Annotated in this window: 18 protein-coding genes; 5 read left to right on the plus strand and 13 right to left on the minus strand. The window is 60.2% G+C overall.

The features are described 5' to 3' along the window. Positions 1–52: 52 nt before the first annotated feature. Genes VIR62_RS14400 through VIR62_RS14410 form a run of 3 tightly spaced genes read right to left on the minus strand, consistent with a single transcriptional unit; the run spans position 53 to position 2,561 of the window. Positions 53–814 (minus strand): AglZ/HisF2 family acetamidino modification protein, encoded by a 762-nt coding sequence (locus tag VIR62_RS14400; protein WP_431872372.1) that lies wholly within the window; start codon positions 812–814, stop codon positions 53–55. Positions 815–816: 2 nt separating this feature from the next. Further along, the gene (hisH, locus tag VIR62_RS14405; protein WP_431872373.1) at positions 817–1,431 is read right to left on the minus strand and encodes an imidazole glycerol phosphate synthase subunit HisH; all 615 of its coding nucleotides are present in this window, start codon (positions 1,429–1,431) and stop codon (positions 817–819) included. Next, positions 1,428–2,561 (minus strand): N-acetyl sugar amidotransferase, encoded by a 1,134-nt coding sequence (locus tag VIR62_RS14410; protein ID WP_431872375.1) that lies wholly within the window; start codon positions 2,559–2,561, stop codon positions 1,428–1,430. The genes hisH and VIR62_RS14410 overlap by 4 nt, the downstream gene beginning before the upstream one ends. A 232-nt stretch (positions 2,562–2,793) precedes the next feature. Here VIR62_RS14410 and VIR62_RS14415 point away from each other — a divergent pair, with 232 nt between their 5' ends. Genes VIR62_RS14415 through VIR62_RS14430 form a run of 4 tightly spaced genes read left to right on the plus strand, consistent with a single transcriptional unit; the run spans position 2,794 to position 6,771 of the window. Then, complete coding sequence (locus VIR62_RS14415; RefSeq protein ID WP_431872377.1) at positions 2,794–4,077, plus strand: nucleotide sugar dehydrogenase; 1,284 nt, start codon at positions 2,794–2,796, stop codon at positions 4,075–4,077. 4 nt (positions 4,078–4,081) lie between these two features. Next, positions 4,082–5,056, plus strand: a complete 975-nt coding sequence (locus tag VIR62_RS14420; protein WP_431872378.1) for a Gfo/Idh/MocA family protein — start codon at positions 4,082–4,084, stop codon at positions 5,054–5,056. Between the two features lie 3 nt (positions 5,057–5,059). After that, the gene (locus VIR62_RS14425; RefSeq protein WP_431872380.1) at positions 5,060–5,638 is read left to right on the plus strand and encodes an acyltransferase; all 579 of its coding nucleotides are present in this window, start codon (positions 5,060–5,062) and stop codon (positions 5,636–5,638) included. After that, complete coding sequence (locus VIR62_RS14430) at positions 5,635–6,771, plus strand: DegT/DnrJ/EryC1/StrS family aminotransferase (RefSeq protein ID WP_431872382.1); 1,137 nt, start codon at positions 5,635–5,637, stop codon at positions 6,769–6,771. Before VIR62_RS14425 ends, VIR62_RS14430 begins: the two co-directional genes overlap by 4 nt. Before the next feature lie 94 nt (positions 6,772–6,865). Here VIR62_RS14430 and wecC read toward each other — a convergent pair whose 3' ends face one another. Then, positions 6,866–8,110, minus strand: coding sequence for a UDP-N-acetyl-D-mannosamine dehydrogenase (wecC, locus tag VIR62_RS14435; RefSeq protein WP_431872383.1), 1,245 nt, complete (start codon positions 8,108–8,110; stop codon positions 6,866–6,868). A gap of 16 nt (positions 8,111–8,126) precedes the next feature. Continuing rightward, entirely contained in the window at positions 8,127–9,275 is a 1,149-nt protein-coding gene (gene wecB / locus VIR62_RS14440) for a non-hydrolyzing UDP-N-acetylglucosamine 2-epimerase (protein WP_431872385.1), read from the minus strand. Between the two features lie 252 nt (positions 9,276–9,527). Between wecB and VIR62_RS14445 the strand changes: the two genes are divergently transcribed. Next, the gene (locus VIR62_RS14445; RefSeq protein ID WP_431872387.1) at positions 9,528–10,706 is read left to right on the plus strand and encodes a DegT/DnrJ/EryC1/StrS family aminotransferase; all 1,179 of its coding nucleotides are present in this window, start codon (positions 9,528–9,530) and stop codon (positions 10,704–10,706) included. A gap of 55 nt (positions 10,707–10,761) precedes the next feature. On the opposite strand, the gene VIR62_RS14450 is transcribed toward VIR62_RS14445, so the two are convergent. The 8 genes from VIR62_RS14450 to VIR62_RS14485 form a co-directional block, all read right to left on the minus strand. Further along, positions 10,762–11,532: a class I SAM-dependent methyltransferase gene (locus VIR62_RS14450; protein WP_431872388.1), complete on the minus strand. Its 771-nt coding sequence runs from the start codon at positions 11,530–11,532 to the stop codon at positions 10,762–10,764. A gap of 47 nt (positions 11,533–11,579) precedes the next feature. Then, complete coding sequence (locus tag VIR62_RS14455; protein WP_431872390.1) at positions 11,580–12,236, minus strand: acetyltransferase; 657 nt, start codon at positions 12,234–12,236, stop codon at positions 11,580–11,582. Further along, positions 12,233–12,826 (minus strand): sugar transferase, encoded by a 594-nt coding sequence (locus VIR62_RS14460; protein ID WP_431872392.1) that lies wholly within the window; start codon positions 12,824–12,826, stop codon positions 12,233–12,235. Before VIR62_RS14460 ends, VIR62_RS14455 begins: the two co-directional genes overlap by 4 nt. Before the next feature lie 2 nt (positions 12,827–12,828). Next, positions 12,829–13,593 (minus strand): hypothetical protein, encoded by a 765-nt coding sequence (locus VIR62_RS14465; RefSeq protein WP_431872393.1) that lies wholly within the window; start codon positions 13,591–13,593, stop codon positions 12,829–12,831. Next, positions 13,583–14,371 carry a TauD/TfdA family dioxygenase gene (locus VIR62_RS14470; RefSeq protein ID WP_431872395.1) on the minus strand — a complete coding sequence of 263 codons (789 nt, stop codon included), beginning with the start codon at positions 14,369–14,371 and terminating at the stop codon, positions 13,583–13,585. The genes VIR62_RS14465 and VIR62_RS14470 overlap by 11 nt, the downstream gene beginning before the upstream one ends. Before the next feature lie 279 nt (positions 14,372–14,650). After that, positions 14,651–15,880, minus strand: coding sequence for a hypothetical protein (locus VIR62_RS14475; protein ID WP_431872396.1), 1,230 nt, complete (start codon positions 15,878–15,880; stop codon positions 14,651–14,653). 20 nt (positions 15,881–15,900) lie between these two features. After that, a complete protein-coding gene (locus VIR62_RS14480; RefSeq protein ID WP_431872397.1) occupies positions 15,901–18,132 on the minus strand; it encodes a GumC family protein in 2,232 nt (743 codons plus the stop codon). Positions 18,133–18,138: 6 nt separating this feature from the next. Further along, entirely contained in the window at positions 18,139–18,849 is a 711-nt protein-coding gene (locus VIR62_RS14485) for a polysaccharide biosynthesis/export family protein (protein WP_431872398.1), read from the minus strand. Positions 18,850–18,858 lie beyond the last annotated feature (9 nt).

Genomic DNA, 18,858 nt, shown 5'->3' on the forward strand with positions numbered 1-18,858 from the left:
CAGCGGGAAGACGATAGCTGTGGCGGGGCCGATGATGGGCTGGAGACGAGCCTCAGCGCGGACTGGCATTCGCAGGCCGGGCATAGCTGATGAGGACGGCCTTATAGGGCCCCTTGAACACGAACAGACTTCCCGCCGCCGCCCCGACGACGCCCACCCGATCGATCAGCGCTTCCATATGACCGATGTTGCCGGCACCGCCGAGCACCGTCATGGGAAGCGTCGTCGCCCGCCGAATCTCCCCGGCGAGATCAAGATCATATCCCCCCATCTGGCCATCCCGATCGACCGAATTGACGACAATTTCGCCGGCGCCGTGGCTGTCGGCAATGCGCGTAAACTCGACCGGATCGAGCTTGGTGCGTCGGGTCGCATTATGTGTGACGAGGTGAGTGCCGCCGCGAAGCAACCCGCCCTTTTTGACATCGAGCACCACCGCAGTGCTCTGACTGCCCACGGCCTCGGCGACCTCGCTGATAAGCTCCGGCCTGGCGATAGCTGCCGCGCTGATCGTGATCTTCTCGACACCGAGCGAAATGATCTTCGCGGCCTGCTCCGCGGTAGTGATTCCGCCACCATAGCTGAGCGGCATGCGGCATTCTGCAGCGAGATTGCGGATCACCGAATAGTTCGGCTCGCGCCCTTCGACGGTCGCGTCAATGTCGAACACCGTCAGTTCGTCGACGCGCTTCTCGTTGAATATCCGAACCGCGTTGATCGGATCGCCAACATATTTGCCATCGCCGAACCCGACGGTCTTGACCAACCCATTTCGCCTGATGAGCAGGCAGGGAATGATCCGCGAGCGGAGCATATTCAAAGATCCACGAAATTCCGGACCAGCCGGATGCCGTTGTCGTGGCTCTTTTCGGGGTGGAACTGGACCCCGAAGACGCGATCAGTTCCCACCACCGCGTCGAAATCGCGCCCGTGCCGAGCGGTCGCGATCACGTCGTCAGCGCTGTCGCACTCGTAATGATAGCTGTGGAGGAAATAGAACCCCTGCGCCATATCGATGCCCGCCAGGAGCGGGTGCGGTTTGTGCACCTCAATGGTATTCCAGCCCATGTGCGGCACCTTCGGGCTCTCCGGAATATCTTCCGGGTGAAATCGGCGCACTTGGCCGGGAACGAGGCCCATGCCCTCCAAGCTTCCTTCTTCGCTGGAATTGGCGAGCACGTGCATTCCCACACAGATGCCAAGACAGGCTACGGACCGGTCTTCAAGGCGCATGCGCACAGCGTTGGCCATGCCGGATGCCCGGAAAGTCGACATAGTACGATCGAAAGCGCCGACGCCCGGAAGGAGAATTTTCGTCGCCGATGCGAGCTGCCCAGGATGCGTGACAATCTCATAAGAAATGTTAGACAGCTTCACGAGCGTGGCAATCGCATTGATATTGCCCGAGCCGTAGTCGAGGATGCTGATCATCGCTTGAGCGTCCGCTCTTTACCGATCAGATGGAGGAATTTGCCTCCGATCTCAAACAACTTCTCCTGCGACTTGTAGTCCTGATAGCTTTTGATCGGCATGTCGCGATAAGTGATCAGTTCCTCCGGGGTTATGCCGAGCTTGGTAGCGACAAATTCGATTTCATGCGGAACCTGATCGACCGGAATAGCCGGCTTTTCCAGCTCCTTCAGCGCGTCTTCTCGCGTCATCTGATTAGTGAGTATGAGACTGGAAAACTGAACACGCCTCGTATCGTAGCCGAACCGCGTCGGCAGCCAATATCCTTCATAGAAGCGAGTAAAGCGGGACTCGAAGTGCTTCTGAGGATACGCTTCCCACCCATAGAGGTCCGCCATCACCCGGCGCGCCTCTTCCTTGACATAGGGCACGTAATTAAGCGGGCGCACCATCTCGATCCGCCGAATATATCGCAAATATAGCTTGTGGTACCATATGCTGCTAATCGGATAATTTTTGAGCGATCTAGTACCGAACTTCTTTTGTATGTCCCAGAACTGCCTCATGTCGGATCCGTGATAGATCCATTCAAGTGGATTACGCACACATTCGGTAGAATAGTTGAACCCGTTGAGGATATATTTAATATTGTGCTTGGCCGCGAACCTGTAGAGGGTCGCGATGAACGCATGGTCCTGCGGGATATCAATATGTGAAACACCCGACTTGAAGAAGGCAAGCTGCAGGTCTTTCATCTCCTCCCAGTCGATTACCTCGGTGAACAGGTCCAGCCCAAGCTTCTCCACGACATTTTCGATATTCTGGACGGCGACCCGGGTATTCCAACCTCCGTCGACATGGAAGACAAGCGGCCGCAGCTTCATCTGAGTGACGGCAATATGCAGCATATAGGAGCTATCGAACCCCCCGCTCATCCCGAGAATGCAGTCGAACCCCCGATTTTTGCCATCGGCACGTATCTTGTCCGCGATCCGTATCAGCTCCGCTTCGCCGCGTTCGTCGGGATGCCAGTTGGGGAGAACGTCATCGCGGAACGTGCGGCAATGATCGCAGAGACCATCTACATCGAAGGTGATACGTGAATCGGTCGTATCCATCACACAATTTGAACAAATCCGGTATTCGCGCATGACAGACTGGTGAACCTCTAATCTTTGCCTATCCGACTGTAAAAAATCTGGCCGCTTGACGGAATTTTTCCTAGTCCTAGGTTTAGGACTATCAGAATTGCCCTTCAGTTACTTGGACCGGCCGAGCAGCTTATCTCAGGTCTCGGAACATATGGTCGCTGAGACACCCCTTTAATTATCCTGAAGAGGCTGTAAAGGGACCCCGCGCCGTGCGCCAGAAGAGCGGGGAACAATGCAAAGCGAATCCGGACCTACGACTGCGGGAATCATCGGACTGGGGTATGTCGGAATACCACTGGCGATCAGCATGCACGATGCCGGTCTCAAGGTCATCGGTTTCGACGTGGATCAGGATCGCATCGCCTCGCTCAACCAAGGGAAAAGTCCGCTAACGCATATCGGGGACGCGGCGATCACAGCTCTCGTTGGCGGGGGCTTCGAGGCAACCGACGATTTCTCGCGCGCGGCGGAATGCGACGCGCTGGTCATCTGCGTCCCCACCCCGCTAAGCAAGATGCAGGAGCCGGACCTGCAGTTCGTTACCGCCACCATGGACGCCCTCGCGCCTCATTTGCGGGCGGGTCAGCTTCTCTCGCTCGAGAGCACGACCTGGCCGGGCACGACAGACGAAGTGTTGCTGCCTTACGTGACCCGCGCCGGCCTGGTTCCCGGCAAGGACTTTCACCTCGTATATTCGCCGGAGCGAGAGGATCCGGGCAATCCCGATTTTTCGACGGGCAGCATTCCCAAAATTGTTGGCGGCACGACGCCGGCCTGCCTCAATGCCGGCCTCGCCCTATATGGCCGTTTCATCGACCATGTCGTCCCGGTCAGTTCGACGCGCGCAGCGGAAATGGTCAAGCTGCTCGAAAACATCCACCGCTCCGTCAATATTGGGCTGGTCAACGAGATGAAGATCATCTCGGAGCGGATGGGGCTCGACGTCTTCGAGATCATCGATGCGGCGAAGACGAAGCCGTTCGGCTTCACCGCTTATTATCCGGGTCCGGGCATCGGCGGCCACTGCATTCCTATCGATCCTTTCTATCTGACGTGGAAGGCGCGCGAATTCGGCGTCCACACGCGCTTCATCGAACTTGCCGGCGAGGTGAACGCCGCGATGCCGCAATATGTCGTTGACCGCGTCGTCGCGGCGCTCAATCGACAACGCAAGGCACTTAACGGTAGCCGTGTGCTGGCGTTGGGCATCGCCTATAAGCGCGATGTCGACGACATGCGCGAAAGCCCATCGGTAACAGTGATGGAACGGCTGCGCGACGGCGGCGCCCATGTGGATTATTCCGATCCCTACTGGAAAACCTTCCCCAAAATGCGCCAGCATCGATTCGATCTCGCGTCCGTGGCGGTCACGCCGGACACGCTCGCATCCTATGATGCGGTCGTTTTGCTCACCGACCACAGCGCCTTCGATTATGAGATGATCCAGGAGCATGCGCCGCTGCTGATCGATACCAGAGGCAAGTTCCGTCACGCGGCCCATGTCATCCGAGCGTGATCACATGACTCGTATCGCTCAGGTCGGCTGCGGCCATTGGGGTCGCAATCTCACGCGAAACTTCGCCGAGCTCGGCGTGCTCGCAGCGGTCGTCGATGGACATCCGCCGACGGCCGAGGCGATGGCCGTGCAATATCGCGTCCCCGCCACCACGTTCGATTCCGTGCTTGTTGATGCGTCGATAGACGGAGTATCCTTGGCCACTCCCGCCGAGAGCCATGCGCGGCTCGCCGAACGCGCGATCGCCGCGGGGAAGCATGTTTACGTCGAAAAGCCGCTCGCGCTTGATCCCGAGGATGCGCGGCGGGTGATAGCGGCGGCTGAAAATGCCGGCGTTCGCCTGATGGTGGGCCATCTCCTCCAATATCATCCGGTCTTCAACGAGGCGCGGCGGATCACCGCGGCGGGCGAACTCGGCGCATTGCGCTACGTCTATTCCAATCGGCTGAGCCTCGGAAAATTCCGGGTCGAGGAAAATGTGATGTGGTCGTTCGCGCCTCACGACCTCTCGATGATTCTGGCTCTCGTAGACGAGGCGCCGTCTACCGTTACCGCACAAGGCGCGTCGTACGTCACGCCCGGCATCGCCGACTGGTGCATCTGCCATATGCGTTTTCCTTCCGGCATCGCGGGGCACGTCACCTCGAGCTGGCTGCATCCGTTCAAGGAACAGCGGCTGGTCGTGATCGGCGAACATGGAATGCTCGTCTTCGAGGACAGCATTCCGGACTGGGACAAGAAGCTCGCGTTATACCGCCATCGCATCGATACGTCCGGTCCGGTACCCGTTCCACATGCGAACGCGGCCGAATATCTATCGGTGCCCCGCGGCGAGCCGCTGAGGAACGAATGCCGACATTTCGTCGAAGCGATCGAAACCGGTGGCACGCCTTTAACCGATGGAGACGAGGGATTGCGGGTGCTCGAAGTCCTCAGCAGGGCCGAGGCCGAGCTGGCCGCTTCGATGGGAAAAGATTGACTTATGACCGACCGTCCTCCGCCCTTCATTCATGAAAGCGCCTATGTCGACAGCCCGTCCACGATCGGGGCGGGGACCAAGATCTGGCACTTCACGCACATTCTTCCGAATACCCACATTGGAGAGAATTGCGTGCTCGGCCAAAATGTCATGGCCGGCCCGAATGTGCGGATCGGCGACAACTGCAAGATCCAAAACAATGTGGCGCTCTACAAGGGCGTGGAGCTTGCCGATGGCGTGTTCTGTGGACCTTCCTGCGTCTTCACCAACGTTCTGACGCCACGCGCCGAAGTCGAGCGCAAGGACGAGTTCGCAAGGACGCCGGTCGGCCGTGGTGCGACGATCGGCGCCAATGCCACGATCGTCTGCGGCCATTCGATCGGCGAATATGCGATGGTGGCCGCCGGCGCTGTCGTCACCCATGACGTGCCGGATTATGCCCTAGTCGCCGGCGTTCCCGCCCGCCGCATTGGCTGGGTGTCTCGCGCCGGCGACCGGCTTGGACCGGACCTTAAATGCCCACGTACCGGAGAGCAGTACGAAGAGCTCGACGACCAACTTCAACTCAGGAACACCAAATGACGATCGCATTCATCGACCTGGCCGCGCAGCAGCGCCGTATCCGCGACAAGCTCGACGCGCGCATCGCCGCCGTGCTCGATGCCGGCAACTACATTATGGGGCCCGAAGTTTCCAAGCTTGAGCAGCAGCTCGCCGCCTTCTGCGGCGCCCGTTTCGCGCTGGGTTGCGCCAACGGCACCGACGCGCTGCAACTGGCGCTAATGGCGCTCGCGGCCAAGCCGGGAGATGCCGTATTCTGCCCCAGCTTCACCTTCGCCTCGACAGCGGAAATCGTGCCGATGACCGGCGCCACCCCCGTGTTCGTCGATGTCCTTCCAGACACGTTCAACCTCGACGTCGAAAGCCTGAAGCGAGCTATTGTCCACGCGGGTGAAAGCGGCCTGCGACCGGCGGGCGTGATTCCGGTGGACCTGTTCGGCCTGCCTGCCGACTATGATGCGATCGAGGCGATCGCGCACGAAAACGGCATGTGGATTGTGGCGGACAGCGCTCAAGGCTTCGGCGCCAGCTATAAGGGCCGGATTACCGGATCGATCGGCGATATCGCCACGACCTCGTTCTTCCCGGCCAAGCCGCTCGGCTGCTACGGCGACGGTGGCGCGGTTTTCACCGCCAACGAGGAATTGCGGACCCTCATGGAATCCTATCGGGTCCACGGCAAGGGCAGCCACAAATACGATAATGAACGCATTGGCCTCAATTCGCGTCTCGACACGCTTCAGGCCGCGATCCTGATCGAGAAGCTCGCCATCTATGCCGACGAGCTCGAAACGCGGGAACGGGTGGCCCAGACCTATGCGCGCGAACTCGCTCCCTATCTCGACGTGCCGGCGGTGCCGGAAGGCTGCAATTCGGTCTGGGCTCAGTATACGGTTAAAGCGCGGCCGGGCCAGAGCCGTGATGACATAATGGCGGAACTGAAGAATCAGGGGGTGCCGACCGCCGTCTATTACCCGCGCCCACTGCACCAGCAGACCGCCTACTCGGCTTTCCCGACGGACCCTCGCGGCCTGCCGATCTCGGAAGCGCTTGCCACGTCGGTGTTCAGCCTGCCCATGCACCCGTATGTTGAGGCGGATCAGCCGAAGATTATCGAGGCGGTCGTGAAAGCGGTATTGCGCAGGGCCGCGTGAGCATCTCGAACCTGAGATAGACGGCTGCTCAATCCGCCGCGACGCCTCGTCGAAGGCCTGGCCGATTCAGGCGCCGCGGCAGTATCCGGCGAACCTATCGTAGAAGACCGCACGCGTCATAGACGATCCTTCCGTCGAGCAGTCCTGCGTCGATGGCTCGGAATGGACCGTGGGCGGTCAGAAACAAGACGATGTCCGCCGTGATCGCCTCGTCAAGTTCGACCAGCCGGACGTCCTTAGCCGTCAGGGCGTCCGGAAGGGCGTCGACGAAGGGGTCGCAGGCGACAACCCGGCCCAGCCCTTGCTCCGCCAGCGCAAGACAGATTTCGAGTGACGGGCTCTCGCGCAGGTCGTCCACGTCCGGCTTGTACGCCAGTCCCATGCACGCGATGACCGGCTGCTTCATTCCACGGGCGAGATCGGCGACCTTCTCGATGACCCAATGCGGCTTCAAATCGTTGACCATGCGGGCCGTGTGGATCAGACGCGCCTCCTCCGGCGCGGAGTGGACGATGAACCACGGATCGACGGCGATGCAATGCCCGCCCACACCAGGCCCCGGCTGAAGGATATTGACCCGCGGGTGACGGTTGGCCAGCCGGGTCAGCTCCCAGACATTGATACCGAGCTTTTCGCAGATGACCGACAATTCGTTGGCGAAGGCAATGTTGACGTCGCGGAAGCTGTTTTCGGTGAGCTTGCACATCTCCGCCGTTCGGGCGTCCGTGACAATGCACTCGCCCTTGACGAAGCTGCTGTAGAGGGCGACGGCCGCTTCGGAGCATGCCGGCGTCAGCCCGCCGACCACGCGGTCGTTATGGACTATTTCGTGCAAGATATTGCCCGGCAGAACCCGCTCGGGGCAATGCGCGATAGCAACGTCTGCCTCACCCCACTCCTCGCCGTTCGCAGGGAAGCGAAGGTCGGAGCGCTGTTCGGCGAGCCACCTTGCCATCTGCTCGGTCGCGCCGACGGGCGACGTGGACTCAAGTATGATGACATCCCCGCGCTTCAGCACCGGCGCGATCGAACGGCTGGCGCTCTCGATATAGTGCAGGTCCGGTTCATGGTCCTCTTTGAACGGAGTCGGCACGGCGATCAGGAACGCATCGGCCGGCTCCGGGGTCGACGTCGCCTTCAGGAAACCGTCGGCGACCACGCGACTCACCAGCGCATCGAGAAAGGGCTCCACGATGTGGATTTCGCCGCGGTTGATCGTGGCTACCGTCTTGGCATCGATGTCGACCCCGATCACCTTTCGCCCGCCGGAGGCGAGCACCGCCGCCGTCGGCAGGCCGATATAGCCGAGGCCGATTACTGAAATCGTGTCCAGTTTCATGATTCAAAACATTCCATTACAGGTTTGGAGAGTTCCGGGTGACCCATGCGTCAAGCGCCTCCACGATCCGCGCACAGGCCTTGCCGTCGCCATACGGGTTGTGGGCGAAGCTCATCCGGTCATAGGCTTGATTGTCGGTGAGCAGCAGTGCCGTATCGGCAACGATCGCCTCTAGGTCCGTGCCGACTAGCTTGACGGTGCCCGCGGCGACTGCCTCCGGCCGCTCGGTCGTGTCGCGCATCACCAGCACCGGCTTGCCGAGCGACGGCGCTTCCTCCTGTATGCCGCCGGAATCGGTGAGGATCAGATGGGCCCGATCCATCAGGAAGACGAACGGCAGATAGTCCAGCGGTTCGATTAGATGAATGTTGTCGATCCCGGAGAGCCAGCGCATCACCGGCTCGCGAACGTTGGGGTTGAGGTGGACCGGATAGACGATGTCGACGTCCGGGAAACGTGTCGCGATTTCGCTCAAGGCTTGGCAGATCCGCTCGAAGCCTTCGCCGAAGCTCTCCCGCCGATGACCGGTGACCAGTATCAGGCGCCGCTCGCCGAGATCGAAAGGAAACGAACCTGCGATCTCCGCACGCAGGCCGTCGTCGGCCCTGAGCCGGTTCACTACCTCAAGCAGCGCGTCAATTACCGTGTTTCCGGTGATTACTATTCTGTCGGCGGGGACGCCCTCGAGGTGAAGATTCCGAGCGGCGACGTCGGTGGGCGCGAAATTGAGTTCGGCGAGCGCGCCGGTAAGCTTGCGGTTCGCCTCCTCGGGCCAAGGCGAATAGAGGTTGCCGGTGCGCAGCCCCGCCTCGACGTGGGCGACGGGGATCTGATGATAATAGGCCGCGAGCGTAGCGATGAGCGTGGTCGAGGTATCGCCGTGGACGAGCATCAGGTCCGGCCGGAAAGAGGTGAATACCTCCCGCATGCCGATCAGGATCGAGCAGGCGAGGTCGGTCAGATCCTGGCCGGGCTTCATTACGTTGAGATCGAGATCGGCCCTGATCCGAAACAGGTCCAGCACCTGGTCGAGCATTTCGCGGTGCTGGCCGGTGACGCAAATCCGACTTTCGAAACGAGGATCACGCGCGAGCAGCAGGGCTAGTGGCGCCATCTTGATAGCCTCGGGCCTGGTCCCGAAGACGGTGAGGATTTTGGCTGCCATGAAGAATCCTGAACCTTAAGCTGCGGCCGCGGGAACGGCAGATGCGGCACGGGCATGAAGCGAATCTGCGGCGACGGAGTTTCCATCGGCGGTCCGCAGCCCCTGCCCTGGCCGCCCTGCCATAAACCCCATCACGATGCCAGCCGCTATGCGTGTTCCAGGAAGAGCGCCTCCCTCCACTGGCCTCGCGCCGACACAGGCGATACACAGCGCCTCCGAATCTCTCGGATTATTCATCGAGGAACGAGCGCGATGCTCAACACGTCTTTGTCTCCCTGGCCCGCCTATTCGGAAGAAGAGGCGCAAGCCGCTGCCAGGGTGATCGCATCGGGCCACGTGAATTACTGGACTGGCGAGGAAGGCCGGGCGTTCGAACGTGAGTTCGCGAGCTGGGTGGGGAGCCATCATGCGGTTTCCGTGTCGAATGGGACGCTCGCCCTCGATTTGGCGCTGCGGGGCCTCGGTATCGGACCTGGTGACGAAGTGATCGTCACACCACGCACTTTCATCGCTTCGATTTCCTGCGTCGTCACTGCGGGCGCCACTCCGGTCTTTGCCGATGTCGATCGCGACAGCGGCAACATCTCGCCCGAGACGATCGCCGCCGTCCTCACCGATCGGACGCGCGCCATCATTCCGGTCCACCTTGCCGGCTGGCCTGCAGACATGCTGGGAATTATGGCCTTAGCCGGCCCCCGCAATATCAAAGTCATTGAGGATTGCGCGCAAGCGCATGGCGCCGCGATAGACTCCCGCATGGTCGGCAGCTTCGGCGATGCCGGCGCCTGGTCCTTCTGCCAGGACAAGATCATGACGACAGGCGGGGAGGGAGGGATGGTCACCACCGACGACCCCGAACTCTGGTCGCGCATGTGGTCCTATAAGGATCACGGGAAAAGCTGGGAAGCCGTTTACCGGCGTGAGCATCCGCCCGGTTTTCGCTGGCTGCACGAAAGTTTCGGCACGAACTGGCGCATGCTCGAGGTACAGGCGGCGATCGGCCGAATCCAGCTCGGCAGGATGGCGGCCTGGACGGCTCGCCGGACCGAAATCGCGACGCGCCTCACAGAGATGCTGGAAGCCTTCCCGGGGGCCATTCGGATTCCTCGGCCGGTAGGGATGCAGCACGCTTATTATCGTCTTTACGCCTATGTGTGCCCCGAAGGGCTTAGACCGGATTGGGACAGGGATCGGATCGTCGCAGAAGTCGTGTCGCGCGGCGTGCCGCTGTACCAGGGCAGCTGCTCGGAAGTTTATCTCGAGAAGGCGTTCGACGGGACGCCTTGGCGACCGGCGCAGCGCCTGCCGAACGCGCTGCAGCTCGGCGAGACCAGCCTGATGTTTCTTACCCACCCGACGCTCTGCGACGAAGAGGTCGAACGGGTATGTGAAATCGTCGCGCACGTATTGAAAGACGCCGCCGCCGACTGAGGCCGCGAATTGGGGCGGCCGTATTCGCAGGGTCGTCGACCGGCGTTTCCTTGGATCAGGTCTTTTGCAGAAGGAAGATGCTGGCGGTCCCCATTTTCCTGGGCAAGACCTTATGGAGGACGAGGAAGAGCCGGTAGAGCCATGGCCGCCCGAAAAAATAGGCCGGTTCCCAGCTATCGGTGATAGTCGCGACACGGCAGCGATCGAAATGCCGTTCGATATCGGCGCGCGAATTGAGCCGATATCGGGTGGGAAACGTATCAACAGTCTTTCGATGCGGCTGAACGAAGCCCAGCACGGCGTCATGCCACTTATTGGGAACGAGGGACGCGGCAAGCTTCAAATAGCCGAACCGATTAGGCGTCCTCACCGCAATCCAGCCGCCCGGCCGCAGGACGCGCTGCAGCTCCCTCGCGACGGCGCTGGCATCGTCGACATGTTCGAAAACATAGTCGGAGACGATGAGATCGAAGGCATCCGCCTCAAACGGCAGCTTCCCGGACGCGTCTAGAACATGCTGATGATGGGAAGTCGGGTGGCTTAGTACTTCGGGATCGATGTCGACAGCCGTCACCTCGGCGCTCCCGAAGCGAAGGTCGCGCAGGTCGCGGATGAGGCATGAGTCCACGTCAGGATTGAAATCCTGCTCATACCGGTTGCGGCCGCCCCCATAGTCCAGCACACGCTTGACGGTGTATCTATGATAGAGCGAGCGCACGAAGGAATAGAAGCACAGGTCACAGTCAAGTGCTGTGAAATTATCGGCGCGAACCTCCGGATGAAGGCCTACAACCTTGTCGCGCTGCATGCGTCCAATCAGGGGCACCTGCGTTCCTCCGTTCGCGACATTCTCGCCATACCCCTTATTGTGCTTCAGCCGCGTCGCGCGGCGAGCGGCCGGGCGGGGTTGCCGACGACCGTCGCTCCCGCCGGCACGTCCTTAGTCACAACCGCGCCCATGCCGATGACCGCCCCGGCGCCGATGCGCAGCGGGGCCTCGGGCTTTCCCTGACGGATTAATGCTCCGGCACCGACGTAGACGCCGTCCTCGATGTGAACATTACCGTTGCACCGCACCGCCGGCGCGAAGGTGACGAAATCGCCAATCACACAGTCATGCTCGACATAGGAATAGAGATTGGCATGGAAATGGCGTCCGATCCGGATGTTGCTGGTGAGCGTCACGAACGGCGATATCAATGCGCCCGTCCCGACCTCTACCTCATCCATCCGAACGCAATTGGTGGCGGCCACGCCGAAGAAATCGAGCCCGGCGTCTGCGCACTTCAACACTACAGCAGCCCGCGTCGATGGATTGGCGATGGCGACCGCGACATGGCGCTTATCGGCGGGCTCGCGGCAGAAGGTGTCAAAATCCATTACCTCGTGACCGTTCAGACGCTGGCCGGCAAGCGCATCGTCGATGAAAACCAACCGAGCCGTCGGCGATGCCCCCAAGCTCTCGCGTGCCAGCGGCATGATCCCGCGGCCGCAGCCGCTCGCGCCATACAGGCCGAAGAGACTGCTCATTCGCCGGTCCCGCGGAACCGGGGCATCGTGCTCTCGCCTTCTGCGCTGATGCCGTGGCGCGCGACGACCTTGCGGACCGTCAACGCCAGGATTTTGAGATCGAGGAGGAATGATTGGTGGTCCACGTACCACAGGTCTAACAGGAATTTCTGCTCCCAGCTCAGCGAATTGCGGCCGTTCACCTGGGCCCATCCGGTAATCCCGGGCATGACTGCGTGTCGGCGCATTTGCTCGGGCGTATAGAGCGGCAGATAATCCGCCATGAACGGACGGGGTCCGACGAAGCTCATCTCGCCCTTCGCAACATTCAGCAGGCATGGAAGCTCGTCGAGGCTGGTCGAGCGCAGGAAATGCCCGAACGGCGTGATCCTCTCCGCGTCAGGAAGCAACTCGCCATGGGCATTGCGATCATCGGTCATCGAACGGAACTTCCACAAGGTGAAACGCCGGCCCTTATAGCCACCCCTTTCCTGTGCGAAGAACACACCCGGCCCGAGATTCACGCGCGCCGCAGCATAGATCAGCGCGAACAGCGGCAGCACAAATGGCAGCAGAAGAAGAAGAAAAAGAAGGTCGAACAGGCGTTTCATCTTCAGATAACGCGCAAAAGCTGCTGAAGGTGGCCGATATTCGACGTGGACAGCACCGCCGCCTCGATGGCCGGCTTCGCCAAGGCTGACCGAATGGCCGTGGTCGGCCCGGTGTCCGCGCCTTCAAAAACCTTGCCGGCATTGAAGGGGCGAATGATGATGCAGGGCTTGCCAACCTCGCCTGCGCGGTCGATCGCCCGATCGTAGTCGCTCTCCTGTGCATTGCGATACACCGCCAAGCCATCGATCGCCTGCTCGTCCAGCGCCGCCTCGGCGAACCCAGGAGTGTAAGGAAAGCAGAACAATCGGCCGATCCGCCCGGCTGCCTTGAGCTTGTCGGCCGCTGACCCGATTTGGTCCATGGCTTTGCGAAATCGGTCTATCCGTTCACCATCCGCATCCAAGCCGCCGCGCCACATCCACTGGACATCGTCGACACGCTCTGTGCCCAGCGCGGAACGGTAGCCATCGACGCGGGCAGAAAAGCGCTCAGCGTCAAACGATTCCTCATCGAAATGAGGATCGCCCAGCTTGACCATGTGACGGAATTCCACGTCGCGATGCTCTCGCCTCAATCGGCCCAGAATTTCGCGGAGCAAGGGAAAGCTATCATATTCCAGTGAACTATGAATGGTCCTGACCCCCAGGCGAAAGGCCGTGGCGAAAAAGCCGAGCCACTGATCGACGGTGCGGTCGATCTCGTGCAGGCGCATAGTTCCAAGAATCAGTCTTTTCGCCCGGCTTGGCCGGAACGCTTCAGTCGCCATCGAAATTCCCGACGTCGATTGCGCACTTCCATAGAAAGCGCTCCGACTCGCGGCTGGCCATGAAGCTGTTGCGCCCGTGAAGGACCCGTCGATCCTTCCATGTGACCGCATCCCCCGGCCCCAGCTTCACGGCGTGTGTGCGTTCCTTCACCAGCGGCGACGCCCGCAAATAATTGAAAAACCGATCTGCCAGCGCCCGGCCTTCCGCATCGACGTTCGGATCGACGCAATAGTAATTCCAGCTGACGAGCGTCGAATCGCCCGATCGCTCAATGACCTTTTCCTCGCGTCGATCGCCGGAACGAGCGTGCGGCATCGTCCGCGATTCGAGTTCATCGAGCAGGTCCGGCGCCTCCTGCTCCAGGCAGGCGACCAGATCGTCCGCATCGATAAAGGTCGTTTCGCCTCCTTCGCCGGCATTGGCGACGCAAGCCATCAGGGTCGCGTTGGGAAAGGAGGGAATATAGGAACCATCCGTGTGGAGCGGCTGGGCATTGGCCGAATGCCGATAGGCGTCGGGGTGCTGAGGATCGTACCTCACCTCCATCCAGATTTCGCCTGTCCGCTGCTGATCGCGGCTGCCCAATATCACATCCTCCGCAAGCGCGACCGGACGGCCTATATCGGCGAAATGGCTATCGTAGAAGGCGCGGGGATTGGCCCCGATATCCTGGCCGCGCAACACGAATACCTTCGCCCGATCCTGCTTCCACGCGTCGACGAGTTCCCGGAAGCTCTGCTCGGCATTATTCGAATCTATTGAGGTTTCCCAAATCATTAGGCATTCTCGCTGCTGATCGTTCCTACTACCGACCCGCGGCTCATATCAAAAACTGCCTTGGACGCCACCTGCAATCCCCGAGTTCCATCTTCTCCCCTGGCGCACTCCCGAATTCCACGGCTTGGTACGGTCACCATTCCTCGAGGATGCGATGAAGCCACAGGGAACCGATACGGGGTCATATACTGTCCCCAGGCATTTCCAGACCAAAAATAGTGGGCAGGGGGTCGCGGCCTCGATCTCGCAACACTGCGCAGCGCGCCTCGATGAGGTGAGCTACCTCTCGTTCGCGATAGGCAGGCCTATTTCAACACCATTGATGACACCTTCCACTCCACCTGGGGAAAAAGTTGCTTGAACGTTCAAATGAAGCCACTGGGCCGCGCAGTCCGACAGGGGAACGCTGAATATCTCGCTACTAATTTCCGCATCGCCGCCCGCGCTCTTTCGCATTTGCATTTGTGCGAGTTCCAGCGCCTCGCCGCCGGTGCACTGGACGCTCCAGACCGCCCCGCCTTCACGATGAGACGACAATGTACGGCCCTTACTTACGAGCTGATAGGACCCGGGACCGAGGGCGATGAGCTGGGCGGCGACCAAGCCGCCTTGGCCGGTGTCGGCGTAATAGCGAAGCCCCCCTTTAGTCTTGCCTCTGGGCGAAGCTCCGAGAGTCACTCCGGCGGTATAGGCCCAGTCAAACGGCGCATAGGGCCCATTGATCACGAATGAGGGGTCTCGCACGAGCTCGCTTGCGCGGACCGGCGCGACCGCTTGCATGAACGTCCGGGCGGAGGAGAATTCGCCCGCTGCGACCAAGCCGCGCAACACCATCGATTGCCTGTCTACGGTGCGCGCCGCCGAGTCCGGCGGAAGGGCGATGATGATCCGAGCAAGGTTCGGAAGGGAGGCGCTATTTTGAACGGCATAGAGGAGAAACCCCTGCAGCCATACGGGATCCGCGGCGAATAGCTCCCTAACCGGACCAACGAGGTCATCGGCCGCGATCGCGCTCGCCAATATCGGATAGAGACTTGGCCGGCTGCGTTCGGACACGCGCATCGCACCATCAAGGCGCCCCAAAGCGCCTTCAACATCGCCGTTGAGCAAGCCCTGCTGAAGCAGCCAGACCTGCACGGGAATCTCGCGCCGGCTGAGGCGGCTGCTGTACTCGAAGACAGGCGCGGCCCTGTCCGCCTCGAATTCGGCTGACTGGACTAGCCCAAGTACCTGAAAACCCTCACTGGACAATGCTGTTGCGCGGATGGAACGCCGGGCGAGCCGCATCGCCTCTTCGGGCCGAGCACGGCGAAACTGAACGTCAGCCTTGTTGGCAAGAGCGACCGGGTGATCCGGCGCGAACTTTAGCGCCACGTCGGGAGCATAGTCCGCCGTTATATTGGCTATGCTGTGACCGGCGGCCGTCACCCCCACCGCCAAAGCCGCGATCGTGATGATCAGGCCGCGGATTATGCCCCAACGTTTAACCCGGGTCTTTTGGCGCGCCACCTTCGCTGCTCTCCAGTCGTCTACCCCGCCTTCGACCGGTCGCGCCCGTAGCCATAGCCATAATCATAGCCATACCCGTAACCCGCGCGCTTAGCCTCGAACTTGGTGAGAACAATGCCAAGAACATTAGCATTAGCGGCCGCGAGGCGGCTGAGCGCGGACCGGATCATGCTCGACCGAGCCCCCCCCGACTCGACGGCATAGACCACACCCTCCACTTGGCTCGCGATCAAGGGAGCATCAGCCAGGCCCAAGACCGGCGGCGAATCAATCACGACATGATCGTGGCGTTTCAGGAGCTCATCGATCAGGAGCTTGAGCCTCGATCCCGTCAGCAATTCAGCCGCGTTAGGCGGGTTTGGCCCCGCTGGTACGATCGAAAAGCCCAGTCCCTCCGGCGTTCTGATCAATCTGTCCACATTGTCGTCGCCGGCCAGGAAATTGCTTGTCCCATGATCGTTGGGTATTCCAGCAAACTGAGCCAATGACGGCGACCGCATATCGCCATCCATAAGCACGACCGAACGGCCGGTCCGTGCCAACGACTGAGCGATGGCGTAGCTTGTCGTCGATTTGCCCTCCGAAGCGCGCGTACTCGTCACTGCCAGCGCACGAGGCAGGCCATGGTCCGTGGAGAACTGCAGGCTCGTCTGGAGTGATAGATAAGCCTCGGCGAGATCCGACTTACGATCTCCAAGAAGGTCAAGGGGGTTTTCTTCGGATGCCGGAATCACTCCAAGGACGGGGGCACCCAAGGCATTCGTCACGTCAGCCGGATCTTTCAGTGCTTCATCAATCTGCTCGAGGGCGAACACCGCGACTGCCGCCAACGCACAGCCGGCTAAGAGTGCAAGCAAAAGATTCAACACAAGATTTGGGCTGGATGGCTGCTCCGGTAATATCGCGGCATCCACAACTGAAATATTGTTGGTACCAACACCCCCGGCAATGCCTACTTCTTTGTACCTTTGCAAGAGACCGTTGTACAGTTCGCGGTTCGTGTCAACGTCGCGTTGAAAAATATTATACTCAATATTTCTACGGCGCAGATCGACCATTTGTGACTTGAGATCCTCGACGCGATCCGCCAAAGCAGTCTCCCTCTGAACGGCATCACGATATTGATTCTGAATACTTTGACCTACTCGCGTTTCCTCTCGTATTATACTCCTGTCGAGGGCTGCCAATTGCTCAGCGAGAGCTTTTGCCGGCGGATATTCTGGTTCGAATCGCGCCATCATATTGGAGTATTCAGAGGACACCTCGGCACGCTTCTGCCGCAACGCGCCGATGGCGACATTGTCGAGCGCTCGAGCACTAGCTCCGGGGTCGCCGTTTACGAGGCTTTGGTCGCGAATGCGATCGGCCGTGGCTTCCGCCAATTCGTTGCTCAGGCTCAAAAGTTCTTCGCTGAGAAGCGAGCGCTCTCTAACGATATTTCCTCCAGCACTACGTTCCTCCGAGGCAACATTAACGATACCCTGTTGAGCTGCGTAAGTGACTAGCCTCCGCTCAGAAGCCTCCAACCGCTGCCGAAGCTGTTCCAACCGATCTTCGAGGAACTTGCGCGCATAGGACGTGGCCTCGAAGCGGCGATCCAGATTCGATCCAATGAAATGCTCAGCCCAGCTGTTCACTACTCTCATGGATAAGGTGGGGTCGGGACTGGTGAAGCTTACGTCGACGAGACTCGATCCGCGGATGGGAGAGATGCTTATATTTTCGAGAAGTATGTCGACGGCGATCTTCTGGCGCGCTGCGCGCTGCTCGGAGGTAAGGTCCCTCCCTACCTGTTCCGCGAACAAACCGCGAGCGTTCGGATCTTCCCCAAACATTTCGAAATATTGCTCATTCTCAGCAAGCCGCAACTCGGCGGCGACCCTCTCGGCTAGGGACCGGGCTTCGAGCAAGGAATACTGCGTTTGGTAGAACTCGAGGTCAGCGGCCGCCGGCCTGCTTCCGACGTCAGCACCGTCAATATCGACTATGTTCTCTCCTTGTCGCGCAATCTCCATCGTCGCCGTGGCAGTGTACAGGGGTGTCATCAGCAGCGTTATAATGAGCCCCAACATGAAAGAGGCAGCGATCACCCCGGCGATGACCCACTTTCTGCGTACAGCAATCCGCCAATACTGCCTCAAAAGAGGAATGCCGACGCCCGCGCGGCCGAAGGGCGGCGACACTCCCGCGTCGACGTCGCCCGGGAGGCGCTCACTCACAATCGTGCTACTGAAATTATTCACGAAATTCATCTCGCCTTACCGTGTCAACACATAGACCAATGGAGTCATTACCGCCGGAGCCGCCTGGAGAATATCCTTGAACAAGCGGCGAGTGCCGGATTCACCGACCACAACGACATCGTTCGCATATACTTCAGGGTCGTTGTAGTTGCCACGACGTATCGCACCGAGATTGTAAACAGCCGCCATATCCTGGCCGCTGACAGTCCTAAAGACTACCACATTGTCAGCGTCCGCGAACTCCGTCGAACCCTCGGCCTGCGCGATCGCTCGCATCAGCGTCATCTTGCCCAGCACTGGATAGAGGCCCGGCTTCCTCACCTCTCCCGAGACGGTGACGACCTGACTTACTGTTTCCATCAGATTAACAGAAACTTGGGGATCCTTGACGTAGCCGTCGCGCAACCGCAGCGCAATCTCGTCTGCGAGTTCTCCGGGGGTCTTGCCTGCCGCCTCAATCGTTCCCGCGAGTGGCACGGAAATGCGTCCACTCGCATCGGCCTGGACCTCGCCGCTCAACTCTTCGACACCGAACACGTCGACCCGAAGCTTGTCAAAAGGTCCGATGAGATACGGTCGACTATCTACGGAGAGGTCGGCGCGCGTGGGTGGGGGAAGGCGACCCAGCTCTACAAGCTCGATATCCTCACTCGTGCCGAACGGCCCCGGACTTCCGCATGAGGCCACGCAAACGACCGCGGCAGCTGTCAAAACCTTTAGCTTCATCATAATCCC

This window comes from Allosphingosinicella sp. (assembly GCF_036570505.1).
In the GTDB taxonomy this organism is placed as follows: domain Bacteria; phylum Pseudomonadota; class Alphaproteobacteria; order Sphingomonadales; family Sphingomonadaceae; genus Allosphingosinicella.